Source organism: Amycolatopsis sp. NBC_01307 (assembly GCF_035975215.1).
In the GTDB taxonomy this organism is placed as follows: Bacteria; Actinomycetota; Actinomycetes; order Mycobacteriales; family Pseudonocardiaceae; genus Amycolatopsis.
On record NZ_CP108403.1, the window covers coordinates 4,396,500 to 4,421,395 of the forward strand.

Genomic DNA, 24,896 nt, shown 5'->3' on the forward strand with positions numbered 1-24,896 from the left:
TTGCAGCTCGGCCGGTGGAGGGGAAGTCGCACGTGAGCAATCCGCTGGTCGCGGAGACCAAGGACTCGACGAAGGCGTATTCGGGCGTCTCGCTGCTGGAGTCGGCGGCCGACCTCAAGTCCGCGATCGAGTCGGGTGACTGGGCTTCGGTCGCGATGGGTGCCGTCGGCACTGCTCTCGATGCGCTGTCGATGGCGATGGACCCGTTCGGGGCGGTCCTGGCCGCGGGTGTCGGGTGGCTGATGGAGCACGTCGGGCCGCTCAAGGAAGCGCTCAACGGCTTGACCGGCAACGCGGATGAGATCGCGGCGCAGTCGGAGACGTGGAAGAACATCGCCACGGAGCTGGGCAGCATCGGCGAAGACCTGACCGGCATGGTCAAAGCGGACACCGCGTCCTGGACCGGGCCCGCGGGTGACAGCTATCGGCAGCGTGCTGATGACACGGTGACGTTGCTGAACACGGCGCAGAAGGGTTGTGAAGGCGCTTCCAGCGGTGTGAAGACCGCTGGTGAGGTCGTCGCGGCGGTGCGGGCGTTGGTGCGGGACATCATCGCGGAGCTGATCGGGCACCTGATCAGCTGGGCGCTCCAGGTCGTGTTCACCCTGGGTATCGGCCTCACCTGGGTCGTGCCGCAGGTGATCGGTGCGGTGGCGAAGACGGCGTCGAAGATCGCGAACTTGGTGAAGCGGCTGGTGACGGCGTTGAAGGCGCTGGTTCCGTTGCTGAAGCGGGCCGGGGATTTGTTCTCGGATGCGGCGAAGGCGTTGCGGAAGATCAAGCCGGGTAAGGCGTCTCCGCCGCCGAACAAGATCGACATCAAGGGGAATCCGAAGGATCTGGGTGGTCCGAAGGGCAAGGGTGGGCCGGACGCGCCGCCGGCGAAGACGGATCCGCCGCCGAAGGGTGATGGGAACACGTCGCCGTCCGGCGCCAAGGGTGACGGCGACGGTACGCACTCGTCGGGTGCGGACGCGCCGCCGGCCAAGACCGATCCGCCGCCCGCGTCCAAGGGTCCGGACGAAACGCCCAAGAACCCCGACCCCACGCCGCCCCCGGCGTCGAAGGGTCCCGACGGTGGCGACACGAAACCGTCGTCGACGCCGAAGGGCAAGCCCGACGACGGGCCGCGGATCAAGGACAACAACGCCAAGCCGGACGAGCACACCACGCCGACCAAGGACAAGACGGACTGCGGCGACCCGATCGACGTCGCGACCGGGGCGGTGATGCTGGAGCAGGAGGACGTGTCGCTGCCCGGCGCGCTGCCGCTCGTGGTCGCGCGCACGCACCTGTCGACCTACCGCGCGGGCCGGCTGTTCGGCCCCACCTGGACCTCGACGCTGGACGAGCGGCTCGAGGTCGAGCCGGTCGGGCTGCACCTCGCCCTGGCCGACGGCACGCTGCTGCGTTACCCGGTCCCGCGCGGGGTCGAGGCCGTCGTCCCGGAGAGCGGCCCGTACCTGGCGCTGCGCCGGGTCCGGCACGGGTTCATCGTCGGCGACCCGCAGTCCGACCGGATGCGCTACTTCGCGGCCGGCCGCGGCGCCACCACCCTGCCGCTGCGCGCGGTCGTCGACGGCGCGGGCAACCGGATCGTGCTGCGCTACCGCGACGGCGTGCCGGTGGCCATCGAGCACTCCGGCGGCTACCGCGTCGAGATCGACAGCGCCGACGGCCTGGTCACGGCGTTGCGCACCGCGGGCTCGCCGATCCCGCTGGCGGAGTACGGCTACGACGCCGCGCGCCGGCTGGTCGAGGTCGTCGACGCGGTCGGCACCCCGCAGAAGTTCACCTACGACGCCGACGGCCGGCTGGTGCGCTGGGACGACGTCAACGGCCGCTGGTACCGCTACGGCTACGACGCCCAGGGGCGCTGCGTGCGCGCGCAGGGCACCGGCGGCTACCTGAACACCGAACTGGCCTACGAGCCCGGCGTCACGACCGTCACGAACTCGCTCGGCGCCGTCACCCGCTACCGGCTCGACGAGCGGCTGCGGGTGATCGGGCAGACCGACCCGCTGGGCCACACCACCAGCGCCGAGCGGGACCGCTTCGGGCGCGTGGTCGCCGAGACCGACGAGCTCGGCCACGTCACGCGCTGGGACTACGACGAGATCGGCAACCTCACCGCGGTGACGCGGCCCGACGGCGGCCGCATGGTCGTCGGCTACGACGAGCGGCGCCGGCCCGCGGCGGTGACCGGACCGGACGGCGCCGTGTGGCGCTACGAGTACGACGCGCGCGGCAGCCTCGCCCGCACCGTCGACCCGACCGGCGCCGCGACCGCCTACACCTACGACCCCTTCACCGGCACCGTGGACTCCGCGACCGACGCCCTCGGCGGCGTCACCCGGATCCAGGCCAACGCCGCCGGGCTCCCCGTGCTCGTCACCGAGCCGGACGGCGCCGTGTGGCGCTACGGCTACGACGCGCTCGGCAACACGACCAGCACGACCGACCCGCTGGGCCACACCACCACCCTGGTCAGCGACGCCGCCGGCCACCTCGTGCAGGCGCGCGACGCCGACGGCGCGGTCGAGCGGTTCGCCTCGACGGCGCGGGGCAGCTTCGAGGAGCGGACGGACGCGCGCGGCGGCGTCAGCCGCATCGAGTACGCCCAGTTCGACGTGCCGGTCAGCGAGCGGAGCCCCGGCGGCGGCACGCTGAAGTACGGCTACGACACCGAACTGCGGCTCACCTCCGTCACCAACGAACGCGGCCTGGTGTGGCGCTACGAGTACGACGCCGCGGGCCGGAAGGTCGGCGAGACCGACTACAACGGGCGCGTCCTGCGCTACGGCTACGACGCCGCGGGGCGGCTCGTGCACCGCACCAACGGCGCCGGGCAGGCCATCACCCTCGAGCGGGACAGCGTGGGCCGGGTCGTGCGGCGCAGTAGCGCCGACGAGGTCGCCGTGTTCACCTACGACGCGGCCGACCGGATGCTGTCGGCGGCCAACGCGCACAGCGAGGTCCGGTTCACCTACGACGCGCTCGGCCGCGTGCTGTCCGAGTCGATCAACGGCCGGGTCGTCTACTCCCGTTACGACCCGCTCGGCCGCCGCGTGGGCCGCCGGACGCCGTCGGGCGCGGAGTCGGTGATCGGCTACGACGCCGCCGACCGGCCGACCGCGCTGGCCACCGCCGGGCGCACCCTGCGGTTCGGCTACGACGCCGCGGGCCGGGAAACGGTGCGCCGGCTGCACAAGGGCGCCGGGCCGGTGGCGGAGCTGCGCCAGGACTGGACCCCCACCGGGCAGCTCTCGGCGCAGACGGTGCTCCGCGGCGCGGAGACCGTGCAGCGGCGCGAGTACGGCTACCTGATCGACGGCTACCTCACCGGCGTCGACGACCTGATCTCCGGGCCGCGCACCCTCGACGTCGACGCCGCCGGGCGGGTCCGCGCGGTGCGTGGCCCGCGCTGGCAGGAGAACTACGACTACGACGTGACCGGCGCCGTCACCGGAGCCGGCTGGTCCGGCGCGCCGGAGGCCACCGGTCCGCGTGCCTACACCGGCACCCTGCTCACCACCGCCGGCCCCACCGGCTACACCCACGACGGCGAAGGGCGCGTCACCGCCCGCGAGCGCGGCGGGAAGCGCTGGACCTACGAGTGGAGCGCGGAGAACCGGCTGCTCGGCGTCCGCACGCCGGAGGGTGTCGGGTGGCGCTACCGCTACGACCCGCTCGGCCGGCGCGTCGCCAAGCAGCGCCTCGACGCCACCGGCGGCGTCGCCGAGCAGGTCGAATTCGCCTGGGACGGCCAGCTCCCCGCCGAACAGGTCCACAGTGGACCGGGACGGCCGCCGGTCGCCACGGTGTGGGAGTACGCGCCGGGCGCGCGGCTGCCGCTCACCCAGACCGAACGCGTCCTCGGCGCGGCCGGCGGCGACCGGTTCCACGCGATCGTCTCGGACCTGGTCGGGGCGCCCGCGGAGCTGGTCGACGACACCGGCGCGCTGGCCGGGCACGTGCACACCGCGCTGTGGGGCCCGGTCGTCTCGGCCGGCGGCACGGCCGGGACGCCGTTGCGGTTCCCGGGCCAGTACCACGACCCCGAGACCGGGCTGCACTACAACCGGCACCGCTACTACGACCCGGAGACCGGCCGGTACCTCTCCCACGACCCGCTGGGCCTGACCCCGGCGCCGGACTCGCTGGCCTACGTCGGCAACCCGACCGCGATGATCGACCCGCTCGGCCTGGCCCCGACGCGGACCACGCCCTGCGCGGCCGCGGCCGCCAAGGCCCAGGCGCACCCCTACGCCCGCGGGAACTCCGGGCCGTCGACGAGCAAGCGCAAGTACCCGGAAGGCACCTACGGCGACCGGAACGCCGAGCGCAAGCGCCTCGACGAAAAGCACGACTTCAAGATCGACGGGGACAAGACGCACCAGTCCGAGCACGCCGCCGGCTACGACATCCTGACCGACAACGGCGCCGCGAAGGGCTCCCGGGCGGACAAGAGCAGCAAGCCGCTGGAGAACAACGCCAACGCGTACTACGAGGACTACGCCAACCACCGGTACCACCCGGGCACGGGCAAGGGCGGCAGCAACCACGAGTCCGGGTTCACCAAGGGCGACGTCCGGGACTCGCCGAACACGACTAAGGACGACAAGCTCGGCTACGACGACCGCCTCGGGTCGTACCGCAACGCGCAGCGCAACGCCATCGAGGCCAACGACCCGAGCAGCGCGGTGCAGCTCAACCAGCTCGGTTACGGGCACCAGCAGGGCTTCCAGAACTCGCAGACCATCGGCGCGGGCTACGACAAGCCGCACAGCTTCTCCGATCAGGTCTACCACGGGGACGACCCCAACCACGTCCACAACAAGGACCACCCGCTCTACGACAAGGACACGGCGGACAAGGCGAAGGCCGAGCAGGACCGCCGGGACGACGTCAAGGCCGACCCGAACCACCCGGACCGGGCCTCCTACGACGCCGAGCAGAAGCGGATGGACATCGCCGACGACTCGTACCACAAGATGGTCGACGACATGCACTCCGGCGGCGAGGGCATGCGGTACAACCCGCAGGCCGGCCAGGCCACCCCGGCGGGCGGCCACACGGTGGACGGCACCGGCCACGTGACGACCAAGCCGATCGACAAGTGGGACGCAGCCGAGATGCACGGCGCCCGCGACGCGGCCCGCACCGGCGAATGGCCGGGCTACGGCGGCTTCTACAAGAACCCGACGGCCGACGACTGGGCCGCGCTGGAGCGCGGCGACCTCGACCCGAAGGAGCTCAAGTCGATCACGGACAAGGACATCGCGGACTTCAACGCGACCTACAAGCCGCCGAAGGACCCGAACGCGATGGACGTCGACGGCTGATCGCCTTCGGGGGCACCGAGCTTGGTACCCATGCGGTAGCCGCCGAAGATCATCCCCAGCACCAGGACGGCGAGGACGAGGAGCAGGATCCACAGCCACAGGGACTTGCGCACGATGTTTCCCGTCGTCGGAGGGCCGGCCACGCGAGCGGGCAACACCGTACCGCCGCCGGCCGCTTGACCGGGCGGCGACGTGGGTATTCCTGCCGGTATGAGTAAATGGGGCAAGCGGCTCATCGCCATGGCCGTGGCCGTAGTGGTCGTCGTCGCGGCGGTGCTCGTCGGATCGGCCGTACACCTGTTACCCCAGTTGCGGAACCCGTTCGCCGAACACACCGAAGAGCACTCGGGTCCGGTGCTGCTGCAGTCGATCGTCGAGCTATCCCGCTACGAGGCGGCCAGCGGCTCGTTCCAGGTGGTCGTCGACATCGCGACCGGTTCGGTGCTGCCGAGTTTCCTCGTGGGCAGCGACACGCTGTTCATCGGCGTCGGCACGGACAACGCCTTCGTCGACTTCTCGCACCTGAAGGGCGACGCGATCAAGGTCTCCGACGACCGCCTGTCCGCCACGATCACCCTGGGCCACGCCCAGCTGGAGCCGGCGACCCTGGACGTGCACGAGTCCCACGTCTACGCGCAGCAGCAGGGCCTGTTCACCCGGATCAACGAGTTCCTCAGCGGCAACCCGAACTCGCAGCAGGCACTGTACGAACTCGCGCAGAAGCAGATCCAGGCCGCGGCCGAGAAGAGCCCGCTGGTGGCCGACGCGGAGAAGAACACCCGGACGATGCTGGTCGGCCTGCTGCAGTCGCTGGGCTTCAAGAACATCACGGTGAACTACGCCGACAACGCCGTCGGCTGACCGGGCCCGCCGTCGCCGGGAGTCCACTGAGGACAGTGGGCGACCGGAAGAGATCAGCTCGTGCGGCGGCGGTAGGCGCGGGTCTTGGTGCGGTTGCCGCACGCCTCCATCGTGCACCAGCGGCCGCCGCCGTTGCGGGAGGTGTCGTGGAACGCCCAGCGGCAGTCCTCCGCCGCGCACAGCTTCAGGCGGTGCCAGCCACCGCTCGCCACGTTCACCGCCACCGTCTCGAGGATGGGGTCGAGGCCGGGTACGCCGCTGTCGGCGGTGACGCGCAGCCCGCCGGCCGGGTCCGGCGCCAGGCGCAGGGGAAATTCGGCGAGGGCCCGCGCGGCGCCGTCGGTGAGCGCTTCCCGCAGCGCGGTCCGCAAGGCGACGGCGGCGGCCAGGTCGGCCGGGCGCAGCCGCTGCCCCTCGGCGACCAGATCGTGCTCCTCGAGCCACTCGTAGAGCGCTTCGACCGAGGTCAGCCGGTCGGCGGCAACGCGCTTCTCGCCGTGCCAGCGGAAGGTCCGCTGGTCGAGCGTGTTGAGGAACTGCTCGACCAGGGTCAGATCCGCCACCGCGATGTTCACGACACCACTGTAACCCCATACCGGTGTTGACGGTCACCGACACCGACTATAGCCTTTGCCGGTGTCGACAACCGAGAAGACCTCCACGGCGACCGCCGACCCATTCACCCCCCGGACGACGCCGGCGGCCATCGAGGACCTGCGTGCGCGGATCCGGGCGACCCGCTGGCCCGACGCCCCCGAAGACGCCGGGTGGGCACTCGGCACCGACGTCGCCTACCTCCGCGAGCTGGCCGCGTACTGGGCCGACGAGTTCGACTGGCCGGCGCAGGAGGCCGCACTCGGCAGGCTCCCCCGCTTCCACGCGCCGGTGGGCGGCCTCGGGATCCACTACGTGCACGCGAAAGCCGCGGCCGGACCCGCGTTTCCGCTGGTCCTCAGCCACGGCTGGCCGGACTCGTTCTGGCGCTACTCGAAGGTCGTCCCGCTGCTGACCGATCCCGGCGCGCACGGCGCCGACCCCGCCGACGCGTTCGACGTCGTGGTGCCGGACATGCCGGGCTACGGCTATTCGGACCGGCCGGCCGCACCCCTCGACTCGGTCGCCGTCGCCGGGCTGTGGGCCGAGCTGATGGGCGATCTCGGGTACGCGCGGTTCGGCGCGGCGGGCGGCGACGTCGGCAGCCAGGTGAGCCGCTTCCTCGCGCTCGACCACCCCGAGCGGGTGGTGGCGGTCCACCGGACCGACCCGGGCCTGCCGGTCTTCACCGGCGACCCGGCGGACCTCACGCCGGCGGAACGGACCTGGCTGGCCGCCTGGCCGGCCTGGAGCGGGACCGAGGGCGCCTTCGCGGCGATGCACCGCACGAAGCCGCAGACCGCGGCCTTCGGGCTGACCGACTCGCCGGTCGGGCTGGCCGCGTGGATCGTCGAGAAGATGCGGGCGTGGAGCGACTGCGGCGGCGACGTCGAACGTAGCTTCACGAAGGACGAGATCCTCACCAACGTGACGCTCTACTGGTTCACCGCGACGATCGGCTCGTCGATGCGGATGTACCGCGCGAACTCCGCGATCCCACCCGAGCGGCTCGCCCGGCGCGTCGAGGTGCCGTCCGGCTTTTCCTTGTTCCCCGGGGATTTCCTGACACCGCCGCGGGCGTGGCTCGAGCGCACGGCGAACGTCACACGCGTCACCGAGCCCGCGCGCGGTGGCCACTTCGCGCCGTTCGAGGAACCCGAGCTGTACGCGGCGGAACTGCGCGAGTTCTTCCGGCCCTTCCGGGCGACGCCGGTGCGCTGAGCCGCGCGGTGGGACGCCGGTGCCCGTAGACTTCGGGACGACTCTGCGGGGAAGGGGTGGCCCGGACGGTGCCGAAATCACGCGTGCGGGCGGCCGATCTGCTGCAGTCGCCGCTGATCCCGCCGGGCAGGCCCGTGCGGCGCGGGAGCCAGCTGCTCTTCGGGCTGGTGCTCTACGGGATCAGCGACGCGATGGTCGTGGCGGCCGGGCTCGGCGTCGAGCCGTGGGACGCGCTCGCCCAGGGGCTGACCCGCACGGTCGGGCTCAGCATCGGCGTCTGGACCAACCTGATCGGCGCCGCCGTGCTGCTGCTGTGGATCCCGCTGCGGCAGAAACCGGGGCTGGGCACGCTGTGCAACGTCCTGCTCGTCGGCACCTCGATGGACGTCACCCTCGCGCTCCTGCCGTCGTTCGACCACTTGTGGCTGCGCTGGGTCGTGCTGATCGCGGGCATCGTGCTCAACGGCTTCGCCACCGGCTGCTACATCGGCGCGCAGGCCGGCCCGGGGCCGCGCGACGGCCTGATGACCGGGCTCGCCCAGCGCGGGCACCCGATCTGGGCGGTGCGCTGGGGCATCGAGATCGCGGTGCTGGTGATCGGGTTCGCCCTCGGCGCCACCGTGGGCATCGGGACCGTGCTGTACGCCTGCACGATCGGGCCGCTGGCCCAGCTGTTCATGCCGCTGCTGGACATGGGGCGTGGCAAGGGAAAGCCGGGCTGACGGCTCAGCCGGCCGCGGCCAGGTGCGATCGGCGGTCGGCCGCCAGCCGGGCCGCGACGCCGAACTCGCGGAAGAGCGCGGCGGAGACCGGGTCCGTGCCCGCGTACCACTCCGGGTGCCACTGCACGGCGAGGCAGAACGAGCCCGTCGTGGCCGAGACGGCCTCGATCACGCCGTCGGCCGACACCGCTTCCACCCGCAGGTCCGGGGCGACCCGGTCGATGGCCTGGTGGTGCAGCGAGTTGACCGAGACGGCCGAGGTGCCCAGCAGCCGCCGCAGCACCCCGCCTTCGCGCAGGCGGATCTCGTGGGCGGGCAGGTACTGCCGGTCCCGGGGCTGCGAGAGGTCCTCGCGGTGCCCGTCGTGGGGCAGGTCGCGCAGGGTGCCGCCCAGGGCGACGTTGAGCTCCTGCAGCCCGCGGCAGACCCCCAGCACCGGCAGCCGTGCCCGCAACGCGGCGGGCAGCACCCGCAACGCGAGCTCGTCGCGGGCCGGGTCCGCCGGGGCGAGCCGGGGGGTGCCGCCGTAGCGGGCGGGCTGGACGTCGGTCTGGTGGCCGCCGAACACGACGCCGTCGAACCGGCCGAGCAGCTCCGCCAGGTACGGCGCGGGGCCGCCGACGACGGCCACCGCGCAGCCGGAAACCCGTTCCAGGGCCCGGACGTAGACCTCGCGCACCGCGATGTGCGACACGTCGTCGACCGGTTCGGCCGACGCGGCGAGCGCGATCAGCGGGCGGCTCACCGGGCCTGCTCCAGCGCCTGGGTGAGGTCTTCGAGCAGGTCGTCGGGGTGCTCCAGGCCCAGGGACAGCCGGACCGAGCCCGGGGTCACGCCCGCCGCGAGCTGGTCGGCCACGGGCAGCTGGGCGTGGGTGGTGGACGCCGGGTGCGTGGCCAGGGACCGGACGTCGCCGATGTTGGTCACGTGCGCGAAGAGGCGGAGGGCTTCGATGAACCGGCTGCCCGCCTCCTGCCCGCCGGTGAGCTCGAACTGCACCAGCGGGCCGCCGTTGCCGCCGAGGTAGCGCTTGAGCAGGTCCGCCTGCTCCCCGCCGGCCAGGCTCGGGTGGCGGACCGAGGCCACCGCCGGGTGCGCGGCGAGGAACCGGGCCACCGCGGCCGCGTTGTCCCCGTGCGCCCGCATCCGCAGCGGCAGCGTCTCGATGCCCTGGATGAGCAGGAAGGCGTTGAACGGGCTCAGGCACGGCCCGAGGTCGCGCAGCAGCGTTTCCCGCGCCTTGAGCAGGTACGGGCTGCGGCCCAGCGCGCCTTCGAGCCCGGCACCGGCTTCGGTCCACACCTCGCCACCGTGGGCGGCGTCGGGCTCGGTGAGCAGCGGGTGCCGCGCGGCGTGGCGGGTCCAGTCGAAGGTGCCGCCGTCCACGATGAGCCCGCCCAGGGCGCTGCCGTGCCCGCCGATGTACTTCGTCGCCGAGTACACCAGGATGTTCGCGCCGAACTTCAGCGGGTTGCAGACCATCGGGAGCAGGGTGTTGTCCAGCACCAGCGGCACCCCGGCCTGGTCCGCGAGCCCGGCGACGTCCTCGATGGGGAAGATGCGCAGCTTGGGGTTGGGCAGGGTTTCACCGAAGTAGCACCGGGTGCGCTCGTCGGTGGCGGCGGCGAAGTTCTTCGGGTCCTCCGGGCTGACGAACCGGGTCTCGATGCCGAACCGGGCGAAGGTGTTGGCCAGCAGGTTCCACGTGCCGCCGTAGAGCTCGTCGGAGCTGACGATGTTGTCGCCGGCCTGGCACAGGTTGAGCAGCGCGACGGTGGTCGCGGCCTGGCCGGACGAGACGGCCAGTGCCGCCGGGGCGCCGTCGACCGCGGCGATCCGCGCCTCGAGGACGTCGCACGTCGGGTTGTTGAGGCGGGTGTAGGCGTGGCCGTCCTCGCTGAGGTCGAAGATGCCCGCGGCGGCCCCGGTGCCGGGCAGCTCGTAGGCCGCGGTCTGGAAGATGGGCGTGACCACCGGCGCGGTCGGGCCGGTGCGCAGCTCGGCGCCGGCGTGCAGCACCGCGGACTCGGGCCGCCGGTACTGCTTCGGCGTGCTGGCGGCTCTGTCACCGACCGGCATGGGCGTGCTCCCTCGGCTGCTCGGACATGGACGTGACGATCGCGGTGACGGCGCTGGGCTGGCCCTGCGGCCCGCGGGTGAACAGACCGCCCAGCACGGCGTCGACCGCGGCGTACTCCGGATCGGCCAGCCGCACCCGCCGCGCCTTGCCGAGGTTCCAGAACGGCGTGCGCGGGTCGAGGTGGTGTTCCAGGTGGTAGTTGTCGTTGTGGATGCCGGTGAGGAACTTCTCCCAGCCGCGGCTCTTGCGGTTGCGGGTCATGTGCAGGTCGACCCGGGAGTCCCGGACGAGCGGGGTGTGCTCGGACAGCTCGATGTACCAGCCCAGGATCTGGAAGCTCGTCAGGTAGGGCACGAACCAGAACAGCAGCAGCTCCATCGTCCAGCCCTGTGACCAGCACACGCCGGCGACCACGGCCCAGAACGCCCAGAACCCGACGCGGTCGAGCGCCCGCTTGCGGGGCTGGACCGGCGACGCCTCTTGGGAGCGGCCCGCCCGCAGCACCCGGTACCGGTTGCGCACCAGGTACCGCAGGTAGGCCCAGGTCTGCGTGCCGAACAGCGGCATCAGCACCACCCGCCGGACGTAGGCCCGCGGCGACGCGGCCCGGTAGGCCCCCTGCTCGATGAAGAACCGCAGATCCGGGTCCTGGTCCGGATCGCCCAGCCGCGGGTGGTGGGTGAACACGTGCGAAACCTTGTAGGCGTAGTGCTGCTGGAAGATCGGGTACGCCGTGAGCACGGTGCCGAGCAGCATCCGCACCCGGTGGTCGGCCGCGCCGACGCCGTGGGCGCAGTCGTGCAGGATCGTGGACAGCCCCCGCTGGCGGGCGCCGATGACCAGCGCCGCCAGCGGGTAGCACCACCACGACACCGCGACGCAGAGCCACACGCACGCCGCGATCCAGCAGGCGTCCTCCAGCCACGCCAGTCCGGCGTGCCAGTTGTCGCTGCGGTTGAGGGGTTTCAGCTCCGCCCGGACTTCACCGGGGAAGCGGTGCGACCGATAGCGCTTTCCGTCGTAGGCCCATTCGGTGTCCGACACGCGTTTCTCCCTGGAGTCGTGATCAGACGAGGGCCGTCAGCGGCACGCCGATGAACGTCGGGTCGAAGCGGCTGACGCCGTCGAGCACCTCGTCGATCTTGGCCATCACGGCGTCCTCGAGCACGACGTCGACGGCCTTGAGGTTGTCCGTGAGCTGCTCGGGGCGCGAGGCACCGGTGATCGCGGAGGTGACGTTGGGGTTCTGCAGCACCCAGGCGAGGGCCAGCTGGGCCATCGTCAGGCCGAGCTCCTCGGCGACCGGGCGCAGCTCCTGCACCTTGCGGAGCACGTCGTCCTGCAGCCAGCGGACCATGTAGCCGCTGCCCTCGCCGTCGGTGGCGCGGGAGCCCTCGGGCGGGCGCTGACCGGGCAGGTACTTGCCGGTGAGCACGCCCTGGGCCATCGGCGACCAGACGAGCTGGCCCATGCCTTCGCGCTCGCAGGCCGGGATGACCTGGGCTTCGATGACGCGCCACAGCATCGAGTACTGCGTCTGGCTGCCGATCAGCGGGACCCGCAGCTCGCGGGCCAGCGCGGCGGCGCGGGTGATCTGGTCGGCGGTCCACTCCGAGACCCCGACGTAGAGGACCTTGCCCTGGCGCACCAGGTCGGCGAAGGCCAGCATGGTCTCCTCCAGTTCGACCGTGGGGTCGAACTGGTGGGCCTGGTAGAGGTCGAGGTAGTCGGTCCCGAGCCGGCGCAGCGAGCCGGTCGCGGACTCCATGATGTGCTTGCGGCCCAGGCCCTGGTCGTTGGGGCCGCCGGGGCCGGTCGGCCAGTACACCTTGGTGCAGATCTCCAGGCTTTCCCGGCGACGGCCCGCCAGCGCGCGGCCCAGCACCTCTTCGGCGCGGGTGTTCGCGTACATGTCGGCGGTGTCGAAAGTGGTGATACCGGCGTCGAGCGCCGCTTCGACGCATTTCTTCGCTTGTTCTTCCGCCACCTGCGATCCGTGGGTGATCCAATTGCCGTAGGCGATCCTGCTCAGGGAGAGGCCGCTGCGGCCCAGTCGTCGATGTTCCATGCCTGAAGACACTCCAAGGAAATTTCCACGTAGTCAACGTTTAGAACCGTGGAACAGGGTGCGGTTGATGGGGTCATAGAAACTATTGATGAGCCCATCAGCGGGGCCATGATCACATTTGCCCCGACCATTTCCCGGTGGGAGCGTGAGTCATCTACCGGGGGAAATCATCGGAATCGCCGCGGAGTCGCCGCGGCTGGAATCCGGTTCGAGGTCGGGAGAACAATGGTAGACAAGATCGTGACCGCCGCACGTGCGGCGACCGTGGCGGCCCCGCCGCTGGGCACCGAAGCGTACGACCGTTTCTGCACCGGGCTGGCCGCCCGGCTCACCTCGGCGTGGCCGCGGATCCGCGCGGAGAACGACGCCGACGTCGGCCGGGCTCAAGAGCAGGGCCTACCCGACGTGCTCGTCGACCGGCTCCGGCTGACCGAGGAGCACCTGGCGGACCTGGTGACCCTGACGTCGACGGTCGCCGGCGAGATGCGCGAGCTGACCCACCGCCCGCCGGGCACCCCGATCGGCGACTGGGGCACGCGTCGCCGCGTGCCGCGGCCGCTGGGCGTGGTGCTGATGATCTTCGAGGCCCGCCCGACCGTCACCGTCGAGGGCGCGCTGCTCAACGTCGCGGCCGGCAACGCGGTGATCCTGCGCGGTGGCAAGGAGATCGCGCGGACCAACGCCGCGCTCGGTGCCGCCGTCACCGCCGCGCTGGAGGACGCGGACCTGCCCACGGGCCTGGTCACCGTGCTGGACGACCCCAGCCGCGCGCTGATGAAGGAACTGCTGCGCCGGCCCGACGAGATCGACGTGCTCATCCCCCGCGGCAGCCCCTCGCTCGTCGACTACTGCCACAACGCGGGCACCATCCCGGTGCTGGCCAGCGGCGGCGGGGTCAACCACCTCTACGTGCACTCGAGCGCCGAGCTGGACCAGGCGGTCGCGATCGCGCTGGACAGCAAGCTGCCCGCCCCGGCCGGCTGCACGTCCCTGGAGATCGCGCTGGTCGACCGGCCGGTGGCCGACGAGTTCGTGGCGGCGCTGCTCGACGGCGCCCGCCGCGACGGCCGGCCGCTGACCCTGCGGGTCGGTGAAGGGATCCGGCAGCCGGAGACGACCGGGCCGTGGCGGGCGGAAGCCCTCGGCGAGCACGACCTGGGCCGGGAGTTCCTCGACAGCACGATCGGTGTGGTGGCGGTGGACTCCCCGGACGAAGCCGTCGAGTTCATCCAGCGGTACGGCTCCGGGCACAGCGAAGCGATCGCCGCCACCGACCCGGAGGTCACCGGCGAGTTCACCGACCGGGTGGACGCGGCCACCATCGTCGTCAACGGGTCCCTGCGGCTCAACGACGGTCCCACGCTGGAGCTGGGCTCGGAGATCGCGATCAGCACCAGCAGGCTGCACGCCCGCGGGCCGATCACCTTGGCCGCGCTGGTGAACTACAGCTGGGTGGTCGAGGCCAACGGCCGGCTGCGCGAGGCGAACTGATGACCGCCCCCGCGAAGCCGCCCCTGCTGCTCCCGCTGAGCCGGCGGCCGCAGGCCTCGCAGGCGGTGCTCGTGCACCCCGGCGGTGGCGGCCTGAGCCCGTACACCCCGCTGGCCGTGCGGCTGGCCCGCCGCGGCGGGGTGAGCGGGATCCGCGCCAGCGGCCTGTTCGAAGGCGAGCTGCCCGATGAGGACGTCGACGCGATGGCGCGGCGGTACCTGCGGCTGCTGGACACCCTGCCGCGGCGCCCGGAACTGCTGGTGGGCTGGTCCATGGGCGGCGTCCTCGCCTGGGAGCTGGGCGCACGGCTCGCCGAGACCGGCCCGGCCCCCGCCGTGGTGATGATCGACAGCTTCACCCGCCGGGACGAGTTCGGCACCGCGACCCAGCGCGACGACGTCGTCGAGCGGATCATGCGCTCGGTCCACGCCAAGGTCGCACCCCGCGACCAGCCGTCGGCCGAAACCACCGCCCACGCCCACGTCACCGCGTCGGGCCGGCACCGGGTGACCAGCGCCCACCCCGGCCCCGCGCTGCTGATGGCGTGCGACGGGCCGAACCGCCGCACCCAGATCGAGAACTGGACCCGGCTGTCCGGGCGGCTGCGCGTGCGCGAACTGCACTGCGGTCACTTCGACGTGTTCGGCCGGAAAGCACTGCCCGCTGTGCTGGGCCACCTCGACGAGTTCCTCGCCCGGAACGACGCCGACCTGGCCCGCACGGCCTGAACTTCCCCGCGCAAGAAGAACGACGAACCGATCCCCGAATGCCTGGGAGGGCAAAGATGACAACCGGACCAGACCACACGACGGTCTCCGACTCGGTCAAGCGCGTGGTGATCGCCGAATCCCGGCTTTCACTGGCGCCGGAGGAGATCCAGGACAACGAGCCGCTCAGCGGCGACCTGCTGCGCATCAACTCGATGGGTTTCGTCGGCATGCTGGTGCAGCTGGAGGACACCCTCGACGTGACACTGCCCGACGACCTGTTCGTCGGCCGCACCTTCAAGACGGTCAACGACCTCGTCGAGGTCGTCGCCGAAGGCGCCCGCGAGACGGAGGTGCAGCGATGAGCACCGTCGCGATGCCGACCAGCTGGCGCAGCGTGCTGCCGCACCTGGACGAGCCGCTGCCGCCCGACCGCAGCCCGGAGGCGACCGCCGGCAGCTCGGACGCCGGGGTCTCGGTGAACCTGCCGTTCGCGCTGGTGCGCCAGTCCGCACCGGGCCGCGAGTTCTGGGACATCCCCGCCGAGGTGCTCGACGCCTACCGCACCTTCCGGCCCACCCAGCTGTGGCGGGCCCGCCGGTTCGAGGAGGCCGTCGGCGCGCGGGTGCCGATCTACGTCAAGTACGAGGGCGGCAACATCTCCGGCAGCCACAAGCTGAACACCGCGCTCGCGCAGGCCTACTACTACGCCAAGGCCGGCGTGAAGGAACTGGTCACCGGGACCGGGGCCGGGCAGTGGGGCACCGCGCTCGCCGCCGCCTGCTCGATCTTCGGGTTGCGCTGCCGGGTGTTCATGGTGGGCACGAGCCTGCAGAAGAAGCCCTACCGGGGCACGCTGATGCGGACCCTCGGCGCCACCGTGCACGCCAGCCCGAGCGACCTGACCGAGGTCGCCGCCCGCGCCGGCGGCGGGTTCAACAGCCTCGCGCTGGCCATCGGCGAAGCCGTCGAATACGCCGGGCGCACCGAAGGGGCCGCGTTCTGCATCGGCAGCGGCGAGACCTACAGCATCCTGCACCAGTCCGTGATCGGGCTGGAGGCCATCGAGCAGCTCGCCGAGCTGGAGGCCGAAGTGGACAGTGTCGTCGGCTGCGTCGGCGCCGGCTCGAACTTCGGCGGGCTCGCCCTGCCGTTCTTCGCCGAGGCCGCCGCGACCGGGGCGGAGTGCCCGCGGCTGGTCGCCGCGGAGTCCAGCACCACCCCGAAGCTCACCCGCGGCGTCTACGCCTACGACAAGACCGACGCCACCGGGGTCAGCCCGATGGAGGCGATGTACACGATCGGCAGCTCCTACCCGATCCCGGACTCGCACTCGGCCGGCCTGCGCTTCCACGGCGCGGCGAAGGTCCTGTCCGCGATGCGGCACCAGGACCAGATCACCGCCAGGGCCGTCGGCCAGGTCGAAGCGCTGGAGGCCGGTCAGGTCTTCACCCGCACGGAGATGGTGCTCCCCGCACCGGAGTCCGGGCACGCGCTGGCCGTCGCCGCGCGCCTGGCCTCGGGCCGCGACGACGAGGACCGGCCCACCCGCGGCGTGGTCGCCTGCGTGAGCGGGCACGGCTACCTCGACCTGTCCGCCTACCAGCAGCTGATGGACGGCGAGCTCAGCAACGAGCCGCCCGTGGAGCAGTCGCTCCTGGCGGCGATGGACCAGCTGCAGCCGGTCCAGGGACTCGCGATCGCCGGGAGTGGTCATGCCGTCTGAGCCGCTGGACCACCGCCTCTTCGACTGCGTCCAGGTGAACCTGGCCGAGCTCGCCGACCGCCTCCACGGCGACGGCACGCACCTCGCGCTGGGCCGGGTCCTGCGCTTCTGGCCCCGGCCGGGCGCGGACGGCCTGCCCACCGTCGAGCCGCGGGTCGACGCGCACGTGACCGAATCCGCCACCCTGCTGGGAATGCGCGTCACCCGGCGCGAGCGGGTCGACGGCGCGGACGGCCTCGCACCGGGCCCCGGCTGTTACGTCGTGGCCGACGCCTACCACCTGCCCTGGGTGCCCTACTTCCACGAGCAGCACCTGGAGCACAGCTTCCTGGTCGAGCCGGCCGACGACGGCGTCACCGTCGTGGACGGCTACCACAACGACACCCAGTGGGGCGCGGCCCGGCCGGGCCGCTGGACGCTCGGCCACGCGGAGTTCGCCGAAGCGCTCCCCGAGGGCGCGCTGACCTTCGACCTCGTCGCCGACGGCTCCGCCACCGAGCGCACGCCGCTGGTGGAACTGGCCGACGCCGGCTCGTTCGTGGCGACCTACGCCGATCACCCCGACCGGGTCCGGGCGCTGCGGGGCCTGACGTTGCAGACGTGGCTGCTCACCCGCAGCCGCCGCCTGCACGCCGCGGCCATGGAGCTGGACACCGACGCGGTGCGGGCGCACCTGGCGGAGTGGGACGCGCTGGCCAAGCAGGTCTACCTGGCGAGCCGCCGGGTGTCCGCGGGCCGGGAGGAGCCGCGGGCGCTGTTCCCGCGCCTCGCCGAGTGCCTCGCCGCGGACCACACCGCGTTCGGCGGCATCGTCGAGATCACCGCGACGTCCACAGTGGACACCGCCGAGGTCCCGGTGCAGGTCCGCGAGTCCGTCACCTCGGTGATCGGGACCGTGCTGGGCACCGAACCCCCCGCCGGCGCCGGCGCGCTCGGCGAGATCCCCGGCTTCAGCTCGTTCCGGATGATGGAGATCGTCGAGCGGATCGAAAGCGACCTCGGCGTCGAGTTCGCCGCCGAGGACCTGGTCCCGGAGAAACTCACCCACGTCGACGGCCTCTGCCGCGCCGTCCTGGCCGCAGGAGGAACACGATGACCTACTCCCCTCGAGTGCTCCACGAACTGCTCGACCACGCCGCCCGGCAGTGGCCGAACCGCACCGCGCTGACCTGCCGGGGCGAGTCGACGACCTACGCCGAGCTCGCCGCCGCCGCGCAGCGCGTCGCCGCGTCGCTGGCCGACCGGGGCGCCCGCCGCGGCGACCGGCTGCTGATCAACGCCCCGGCGAGCACCCTGCTGCCCGCTGTGGTCTTCGGCGCCGCCCGCGCCGGGGTCGCGTTTTCCCTGCTGCACGAACAGGTCCGCGGCAGCAGCCTCGACCACGTGCTCGCGGACTCCGAGCCGGTGCTGATGGTGACCGGCGACGACGAGGTGCGGCGCTCGGCCGCCGCGGCCGGTGTCCCCGCCGTCTCGGTGGAGGACCTCGCCGCCGGCCCCGGTCACGACGTCGAGCTGCCCGCTCCCCCGCTGCCGGTGGACGTCGTGTGCCTGATCTACACCTCGGGCACGACCTCGCTGCCCAAGGCCGTCGTCAGCACCCACCAGCAGCTGCTCTTCGCCGTCGGGGCGATCACCTCGGTGCTGGAGTACCGCAGCGACGACGTCGTCTACAGCCCGCTGCCGCTGTCCTTCGACTACGGGCTCTACCAGGTGTTCCTGTCCGTCACGGCGGGCTCGAACCTGACGCTGGGCGCGCCCACCGAGGTGGGGCCGTCGCTGGTCGGCAACCTGGTGCGCGCCGGCGCGACCGTGCTGCCCGCCGTCCCGGCCGTCGCCGAGGCGCTGAGCGCGCTGCTGCGGCGCCGTCCGACGCCCGCCCCCGCCCTGCGGCTGCTCACCAACACCGGTGCGGCGATGCCCACCGGCACGCTGGAAGGCCTGCGTGCAGCCATTCCCGGCCTGCGCGTGCAGCTGATGTTCGGGCTGACCGAGTGCAAGCGCGCCACCATCATGCCGGTGGACGGCGACCTGGACCGGCCTGGTTCCAGCGGCCGGGCCCTGCCCGGCACGGAGGTCTTCGTCATCGACGACGCCGGCGAGCGGCTGCCCGCCGGCGAGGTCGGCGAGATCGTGGTGCGCGGCCCGAACGTGATGGCCGGGTACTGGCGCCGTCCGGAGCTCACCGAGCAGAAGTTCCCGCGCGTGGACGGGCTGTTCCCGGAACTGCGCACCGGCGACTACGGCCGGCTCGACGACGAGGGCTACCTCTACTTCGACGGCCGCCGCGACGACATCTACAAGGAGCGCGGGTTCCGCGTCAGCGCGACCGAGGTCGAGGCCGCCGCCCGCCGCGTGCCCGGCGTCCGCGAAGCCGCGGTGCTGGTCCCGAAGGACACCCGCCCGGCCTGGCTGTTCGTCACCGGCGACCTGGCCGCCGACGGCGTGCTCGACGCGATGCGCACCCGGATCGAGGAGTTCAAGATCCCGGCGACCTGCCGCCTGGTGGACACGCTTCCCCTGACCGGCAACGGAAAGGTCGACCGCAAGGCGCTCGCTTCGATCGCGGAGGAGGTGTCCAGTGGAGCTGCTCGCTGAGCATCCCTCCCCGCTCGCGGACCTGCCCGGCGAGCTCGCCGCGCTGCCGACCCCCGCCTACGTCTACGACCTGGCCGAGGTCCGCCGCAACCACCGGCGCCTCGACGAGGCCCTGCCCGCAGGCACCGGGCTGCTGTACTCGCTGAAGGCCAACCCGCACCCGGACGTCCTGGCCACGCTGCGCGAGGCCGGCGCCCGCCCGGAGGTCTGCTCCTCCGGCGAGCTGCGGGCCGCGCTCGAGGCCGGCTGGGCGGGCGAGCAGGTACTCTACACCGGCCCGGCCAAGCGGGACGCCGAGATCACGGCCGCGCTGCGGGCCGGGGTGCGGGAGTTCTCCGTGGACTCGCCGTACGCCATCACCCAGCTCGACCGGCTCGCCGGCGAGGCCGGCGTCCACGCCCGCTACCTGCTGCGCGTCAACGACGACCAGCCGGTGCCGGGCCAGGGCCTGGCGATGACCGGCGTGCCGTCGCAGTTCGGCGCCGACACCGGCTGGATCCTCGCCGAGCCCGCCCGCTTCGCCGGGGGCGCGCACGCCGAGGCGTCCGGGCTGCACCTCTACATGGGCACCAACCTCACCCAGGTCGACGACCTGCTCGGGCAGTTCGGCCGCGCGCTGGACACCGCCGCGCGGCTGCAGGAAGCCTTGGCATCACACGGGGTCCGCTTCCGGACCCTCGACCTCGGCGGTGGTTTCGGTGCCCCGTTCGCGAAGGAAGGCACCGCGGGCGAGCTGCCCGGCCTGCGCGAAGGGCTCGAAGCGCTGCTCGGCGAGAAGGTGCCGGGCTGGCGCGAGCAGGGCCCGGAGGTCGTGTTCGAGTCCGGCCGGTACCTGGTCGGCACCGCGGGCACCCTCGTCACGGCCGTGCTGGACGTCAAACGCTCGCAGGGCAAGGACATCGTCGTGCTGGAGTCCGGCATCAACCACCTCGGCGGCATGTCGGGGATGCGGCGGCTGCCGCCGCTCAACCCCCACCTGCTCGGCCCGGCCGGCCCGCCCGCGCTGGACGCGCTCGTCGCCGGCCCGCTGTGCACGCCGCTGGACACCTGGACCCGCAACGGGAAGCTGCCCGAACTGAGCCCCGGCGACCTGGTGGCGGTGCCGAACGTCGGCGCCTACGGGCTGTACGCCAGCCTGATCGCCTTCCTGGGCCACCCCCTGCCGGCGGAGGTCGTCGTCGACGGCGACCGCCCCGGAACCCCCGCGCGGACCTCGCGTGTGGAACTGGTCAGGACCACCACGGTCACTGACCCCGCTTCGGCGGACCCGAAATGAGGAGCGAACCGATGGACCCCCGCATGACCGAACTGCTGACCCCGTTCCTGAAGTTCCTCAACGGCCGCGAGCTCGGCCCGGACGACTCGCTGCGCGAGTGCGGGCTGGACTCGATGCAGTCGATCAACGTGCTGTTCGAGATCGAGGACGTGTTCGGCATCTCGCTGCCGGACGAGGACATCACCGACGCCACCTTCGCCACCCCGGCCACGCTGTGGACCGCGGTCAACGCTCAGCTGGAGCACCAGGGGGTCTCGTCATGACCACCGCTCCCCTCGCCGAGCTCGTGGGGCGCGTGACCAAGGTCGCCGCCGAACACGTCCGCGAGACCGACGACGACGCCGCGTTCCCGGTGCAGGCGCTCGACGAGCTGCGTGCCACCGGCCTGCTGGGCCTGCTCGTGCCCGCCGAGGAGGGCGGGCTCGGCGGATCGCTGGCCGACATGCTCGAGACCAGCGTCGAGCTGGGCCGGGTGGACATGTCCCTGGCGATGATCTTCGCCATGCACTGCCAGCAGGTCGCCGCCGTGCTCGCACACGCCGACGGCAAGCTGCGCGCGGAGCTGGTGCCCGAGATCGCCGCGGGCCGGCTCTACATCGCCTCGGTCACCACCGAGGCGGGCAAGGGCGGGCACCTGCTGACCGCCGAGTCCGCCGCGGCCTGGCGCGACGGCGAGCTGCTCGTCGACCGCTTCGCCCCGATCGTCACCGGGGGCCGGCACGCCGACGGGTTCCTGATCACGATGCGGTCGCCGGACTCCGAGGCGGACAACCAGGTTTCGCTGGTCTACGCCGCCCGCTCGCAGGTGGAGATCGAGCCGGCCGGCGGCTGGAACCCGCTGGGCATGCGGGCCAGCGACAGCGGCGCCCTGAAGCTGCGCGGGCGGCTGCCCGCCCACCAGGTCGTCGGCCGGCACGGCGACTTCCACACGATCGTCACCACCGTGTTCGGGCCGCTGGCCCACCTCGGCTGGGCGTCGTGCTGGCTGGGCACGGCGGCCGGGGCGCTGTCCCGGGTGATCGGCTCGCTGCGCGGCAGCCGCGGGAAGACCGACCTGAGCTCGGAGCTGCTGATGACGCGGCTGTCGCGGTCGCGCCAGCGGCTGGACACCGTGCACGCGCTGATCGACCACGCCCGCGAGGTCGTCGAGACCACCGCGGACCTCAGCGTGCCGAAGGTGCAGCTGCTGATCAACGCCGTGAAGATCACCGCCGCCGAGGAGTGCTACCGCGCCGTCGACGAGCTGGTCGACGCCGTCGGGATGCGCCACGGTTACCTGCGCGACTCCCCGACGCGGCTGGAGCAGTCGCTGCGGGACCTGCGCTCGGCGGTGCTGAACTACAGCAACGACCGGCTGCACCTCGCCGACGGCCGGCTCACCCTCCTCGACCAGGAGGTGCGTTTTGCCTGAGTCAGCGCTGCTGGACTCGCGCGTGCGCGCCGGTCCCGCCCCGGACGCGGCGGAAACACTGTCCACTGTGGAATCCGACGCCCCCGCCGCCGAGGTGTGGCGGGCGCTCGGGTCCGCCGGCGTGCTGCGGGCGCAGTACCGCCGGCGCACCCCGACCGGCCTGGTCGCCGACCCGGACCGGCTCGGCGCCACCCTGCGCGCGGTCGACGCCCGCGGGGACAACGGCATCACGCTGAGCGTGCTGGTGCAGTCGGCGAGCGCGTTGCCGATCCTGGCCGCCGGGACCGGGCCGGCCGAGGCCGCGTTCGACCGGGTCGCCGACGGCGACTGCGAGGTCGCGCTGGCCGCCACGGACGCCGCGGCGGCCGGGTCCGACCTCACCGGGCTGGGCACGGAGATCGAGGTCGACGGAGACACCGTCCGGCTCGAGGGCGCGAAGCGGTGGGTGACCACGGCGACGCGCGCCGCGTACTTCCTGGTGCTGGCCCGGCACCGGCCCGGACGGCACTTCACGTCCTTCACCTGGGTCCTGGTCCCGGCCGACACGGCCGGGGTGCGGGTCACGCCCGCGACGACGTCCCTGCTCCCGGGCTCGGGCACCGGGCACGTCGAGTTCTCCGGGGTCCGCCTGCCCGCGTCGGCCGTGCTCGGCCGGACCGGCCGCGGGCTGGCCCTGTTCGCCCGGCACATGGGCACCGAGCGCCTCGCCGGCGCCCAGTGGGCCACCGCGCTCACCAGCCGCGTGCTGGCCGACACCCGGACCGCGCTGACCGAGCGGGAGATCGACGGCCGCGCGCTGTGGGACCACGACTCGGTCCGCCAGGAGTTCGCGCGCTGCCTGGTGCGGGTGCGCGAACTGCGCGCCCTGTACGAAGCCCTGGGCGAACGGGTCGTGGAGGAACACGACACGACGAGCGCGGCCATGCTGAAGGCCGCGATCGGGATCACCCCCGACGAGGTGCTCTCGCGCTGCGCGCGCTGGCGCGGCGCCGACGGGTTCGCCGACGACGGCCTGCAGCTCGTGCGGGCCGAGGCCGCGGTGTTCGGCATCGGCGGCGGGGTGACCGAGCTGATGCTCGGCGCGGTTGCCGACGGCGCCGGGACCCTGCTCGAGGAGCTGCGCGCGTGACCGCCGGAACGCGGGCCGACGCCGGCGATGGCCTGGACGTCACCGCCGACGGCGCCGAGATCTCGCCCGGGGTGTGGGTCGCCTCGGCCGCCCGTGCTGACCTCGGCGACACGCTCGCCCACGCGGGCGACCTCGCCGACGCCGGCACCCGGCCGCGCTGGCGCCGCGCGGAGTTCCTCGCCGGCCGGCACCTGCTGCGGCGCCTGCTGCGGCGGGTGCGGCCCGACCTGGCCGCGCTGCCGCTGCGCGCCGACCCAGCGGGCAAACCCCGGCTGGACGCCGGCGGCGCGCCGGACCTCGCGCTGCCCGGCATCACCATCTCCCACGACGGGGACCGGATCGCGGCGGCGGTGTGCGCGCACGGGGACGTGGGCGTGGACGTCCAGCTGCCCCCGGACCGGCTGACCGACTCGACCGTGCGCCGGTGCCTCGGCTCGCACGCACCGAAGGTCACCGCCCTGCCCCGCGCGTGGCGGGCCCGGGAGTTCGCCTGGGTGTGGACCGTGCAGGAAGCGTGCGTCAAGGCCGCGGGCACCGGCATGGCCGGACGGCCCTGGTCGATCGACGTCCCGCCCGGCGCGGTGTCCGGGCACTGGGGCGGGTTCGCCTGGCTGAGCCTGCGCACCCGATCGCCGGTGCCGCTCAGCTGCGCCTTCCACACCGCTCCGCACTGGTGATCCGGTGCGGAACCCGACCACGACGACGGAGGTCGACGTGCACCTCATCAACGCCCCGGACGTAGTGCCGGAACTCAGTTGCTACACCACCAACCTGGTGGCCTACCTCGAAGCCGACGACCCCGGCGTGAAGACCCGCCTGGCCCACGCCGTGCGGCTCGCGGTCCGGCTCGACGGCGGCAGCGGGGACCTCGTGTTCTCCCAGCACGCCCGCGTCGACGACAGCGCCACGCACGATCCGCTCGGTTACCGCGGGGCCCCGGACTGGGCGCTGGCCGCAGGCGACCTCGACGCGGAGCTCACCCGCTCGGGGCGGGTGCTGACCGTCGCCGACACCTTCCACCTGCCCTGGTCCCCCGCGCACGAGACCGCGCACTCGCCGCACTGGCTGCTGCTGCTCGGCCGGCGCGACGGGCACTGGCTGGTGGGTGACCACTTCTGCGCGTTGACCCCGCTCGGCGCCCAGGAACCGTTCCTCGGCTGGCTGGACGACGCCGCGCTGGAGCGCGCGTTGACGCCGCACGCCCCGTGGCCGGCGGAGATCGACAACCGCGACCGCCACGCGCTGGGCGCCGCCGTGGAGCCGGTGCTCGCGGACCGGTTCCGCTGGCTGGCCCGCTCCGCCGGCGAGGCGCCCGCCGCCCCGGCGGCGGAACCGGACGGCTGGACCTGCGTCCTGCCCGAGGTGCTCGGCCGCATCAGCGGGGTCCTCACCGAGGACGAGACCGCCGCCGCCCGCTACGGCGACGACCTGTGGGCGGCGAGCAGGCACTACACCTACCGGCTCGAAGTGCTCGCCGCGAACGGCGAGATCTGCGCGGAGGACGCCGCCGCGGCCGCGATGAGCTGGGGCGAGCTGCCCAAGGTCGTCCGGTTCGCCGCGGAGTCGGCCGCCAGGGGCCGGCCCCGCGCCGGTCTGCTGGAGCGGACGTTCGACGACCTGGTGCGCACCAACACGAAGACGACCGCCGGCCCGGCATCGGAGGCATGAGA

The 24,896-nt window shown here is 72.9% G+C and carries 22 protein-coding genes; 16 read left to right on the top strand and 6 right to left on the bottom strand.

The window, feature by feature from the left end; translation table 11 throughout:
* The first annotated feature begins 32 nt into the window (after positions 1-32).
* Positions 33-5,345, top strand: a complete 5,313-nt coding sequence (locus OG439_RS18630) for an RHS repeat-associated core domain-containing protein (protein ID WP_326950623.1) — start codon at positions 33-35, stop codon at positions 5,343-5,345.
* Here OG439_RS18630 and OG439_RS18635 read toward each other — a convergent pair.
* On the bottom strand, positions 5,300-5,458 hold the full coding sequence (locus tag OG439_RS18635; protein ID WP_326950624.1) for a hypothetical protein: 159 nt from the start codon (positions 5,456-5,458) through the stop codon (positions 5,300-5,302). The two genes, OG439_RS18630 and OG439_RS18635, sit on opposite strands and share 46 nt — an antisense overlap.
* A gap of 97 nt (positions 5,459-5,555) precedes the next feature.
* On the opposite strand from OG439_RS18635, the gene OG439_RS18640 reads away from it, so the two are divergent.
* Entirely contained in the window at positions 5,556-6,206 is a 651-nt protein-coding gene (locus OG439_RS18640; protein WP_326950625.1) for a DUF4230 domain-containing protein, read from the top strand.
* 53 nt (positions 6,207-6,259) lie between these two features.
* Here OG439_RS18640 and OG439_RS18645 read toward each other — a convergent pair whose 3' ends face one another.
* On the bottom strand, positions 6,260-6,781 hold the full coding sequence (locus tag OG439_RS18645) for a CGNR zinc finger domain-containing protein (RefSeq protein ID WP_326950626.1): 522 nt from the start codon (positions 6,779-6,781) through the stop codon (positions 6,260-6,262).
* A gap of 61 nt (positions 6,782-6,842) precedes the next feature.
* Between OG439_RS18645 and OG439_RS18650 the strand changes: the two genes are divergently transcribed.
* A complete protein-coding gene (locus OG439_RS18650; RefSeq protein WP_326950627.1) occupies positions 6,843-8,021 on the top strand; it encodes an epoxide hydrolase family protein in 1,179 nt (392 codons plus the stop codon).
* Between the two features lie 101 nt (positions 8,022-8,122).
* Positions 8,123-8,743 (top strand): membrane protein YczE, encoded by a 621-nt coding sequence (gene yczE / locus OG439_RS18655; RefSeq protein WP_326951568.1) that lies wholly within the window; start codon positions 8,123-8,125, stop codon positions 8,741-8,743.
* Positions 8,744-8,747: 4 nt separating this feature from the next.
* Here the strand turns inward: yczE and OG439_RS18660 are convergent, their stop codons facing one another.
* The 4 genes from OG439_RS18660 to OG439_RS18675 are packed head-to-tail and all read right to left on the bottom strand — an operon-like array spanning position 8,748 to position 12,891.
* Complete coding sequence (locus tag OG439_RS18660; RefSeq protein WP_326950628.1) at positions 8,748-9,488, bottom strand: gamma-glutamyl-gamma-aminobutyrate hydrolase family protein; 741 nt, start codon at positions 9,486-9,488, stop codon at positions 8,748-8,750.
* Positions 9,485-10,822: an O-acetylhomoserine aminocarboxypropyltransferase/cysteine synthase family protein gene (locus OG439_RS18665; protein ID WP_326950629.1), complete on the bottom strand. Its 1,338-nt coding sequence runs from the start codon at positions 10,820-10,822 to the stop codon at positions 9,485-9,487. The genes OG439_RS18660 and OG439_RS18665 overlap by 4 nt, the downstream gene beginning before the upstream one ends.
* Positions 10,809-11,867, bottom strand: a complete 1,059-nt coding sequence (locus tag OG439_RS18670) for a fatty acid desaturase family protein (protein ID WP_326950630.1) — start codon at positions 11,865-11,867, stop codon at positions 10,809-10,811. The genes OG439_RS18665 and OG439_RS18670 overlap by 14 nt, the downstream gene beginning before the upstream one ends.
* 22 nt (positions 11,868-11,889) lie before the next feature.
* Positions 11,890-12,891 carry an aldo/keto reductase family protein gene (locus OG439_RS18675; protein ID WP_326950631.1) on the bottom strand — a complete coding sequence of 334 codons (1,002 nt, stop codon included), beginning with the start codon at positions 12,889-12,891 and terminating at the stop codon, positions 11,890-11,892.
* 225 nt (positions 12,892-13,116) lie between these two features.
* Here OG439_RS18675 and OG439_RS18680 point away from each other — a divergent pair, with 225 nt between their 5' ends.
* Genes OG439_RS18680 through OG439_RS18735 form a run of 12 tightly spaced genes read left to right on the top strand, consistent with a single transcriptional unit; the run spans position 13,117 to position 24,894 of the window.
* Positions 13,117-14,382, top strand: coding sequence for a glutamate-5-semialdehyde dehydrogenase (locus OG439_RS18680; RefSeq protein WP_326950632.1), 1,266 nt, complete (start codon positions 13,117-13,119; stop codon positions 14,380-14,382).
* A complete protein-coding gene (locus tag OG439_RS18685; RefSeq protein WP_326950633.1) occupies positions 14,382-15,110 on the top strand; it encodes an alpha/beta fold hydrolase in 729 nt (242 codons plus the stop codon). The genes OG439_RS18680 and OG439_RS18685 overlap by 1 nt, the downstream gene beginning before the upstream one ends.
* Before the next feature lie 56 nt (positions 15,111-15,166).
* A complete protein-coding gene (locus OG439_RS18690; RefSeq protein ID WP_247052908.1) occupies positions 15,167-15,454 on the top strand; it encodes an acyl carrier protein in 288 nt (95 codons plus the stop codon).
* A complete protein-coding gene (locus OG439_RS18695; RefSeq protein ID WP_326950634.1) occupies positions 15,451-16,815 on the top strand; it encodes a TrpB-like pyridoxal phosphate-dependent enzyme in 1,365 nt (454 codons plus the stop codon). Before OG439_RS18690 ends, OG439_RS18695 begins: the two co-directional genes overlap by 4 nt.
* Positions 16,805-17,911, top strand: coding sequence for an acyl carrier protein (locus OG439_RS18700; protein ID WP_326950635.1), 1,107 nt, complete (start codon positions 16,805-16,807; stop codon positions 17,909-17,911). Before OG439_RS18695 ends, OG439_RS18700 begins: the two co-directional genes overlap by 11 nt.
* On the top strand, positions 17,908-19,410 hold the full coding sequence (locus OG439_RS18705; RefSeq protein ID WP_326950636.1) for a class I adenylate-forming enzyme family protein: 1,503 nt from the start codon (positions 17,908-17,910) through the stop codon (positions 19,408-19,410). The genes OG439_RS18700 and OG439_RS18705 overlap by 4 nt, the downstream gene beginning before the upstream one ends.
* A complete protein-coding gene (locus OG439_RS18710; protein ID WP_326950637.1) occupies positions 19,394-20,686 on the top strand; it encodes a type III PLP-dependent enzyme in 1,293 nt (430 codons plus the stop codon). Before OG439_RS18705 ends, OG439_RS18710 begins: the two co-directional genes overlap by 17 nt.
* Positions 20,687-20,697: 11 nt before the next feature.
* Entirely contained in the window at positions 20,698-20,949 is a 252-nt protein-coding gene (locus OG439_RS18715) for an acyl carrier protein (protein WP_247052913.1), read from the top strand.
* Positions 20,946-22,097, top strand: coding sequence for an acyl-CoA dehydrogenase family protein (locus OG439_RS18720; protein WP_326950638.1), 1,152 nt, complete (start codon positions 20,946-20,948; stop codon positions 22,095-22,097). Before OG439_RS18715 ends, OG439_RS18720 begins: the two co-directional genes overlap by 4 nt.
* Positions 22,090-23,226, top strand: coding sequence for an acyl-CoA dehydrogenase family protein (locus OG439_RS18725; RefSeq protein WP_326950639.1), 1,137 nt, complete (start codon positions 22,090-22,092; stop codon positions 23,224-23,226). The genes OG439_RS18720 and OG439_RS18725 overlap by 8 nt, the downstream gene beginning before the upstream one ends.
* Positions 23,223-23,903, top strand: a complete 681-nt coding sequence (locus OG439_RS18730) for a 4'-phosphopantetheinyl transferase family protein (protein WP_326950640.1) — start codon at positions 23,223-23,225, stop codon at positions 23,901-23,903. The genes OG439_RS18725 and OG439_RS18730 overlap by 4 nt, the downstream gene beginning before the upstream one ends.
* Before the next feature lie 4 nt (positions 23,904-23,907).
* A complete protein-coding gene (locus OG439_RS18735; RefSeq protein WP_326950641.1) occupies positions 23,908-24,894 on the top strand; it encodes a hypothetical protein in 987 nt (328 codons plus the stop codon).
* Positions 24,895-24,896 lie beyond the last annotated feature (2 nt).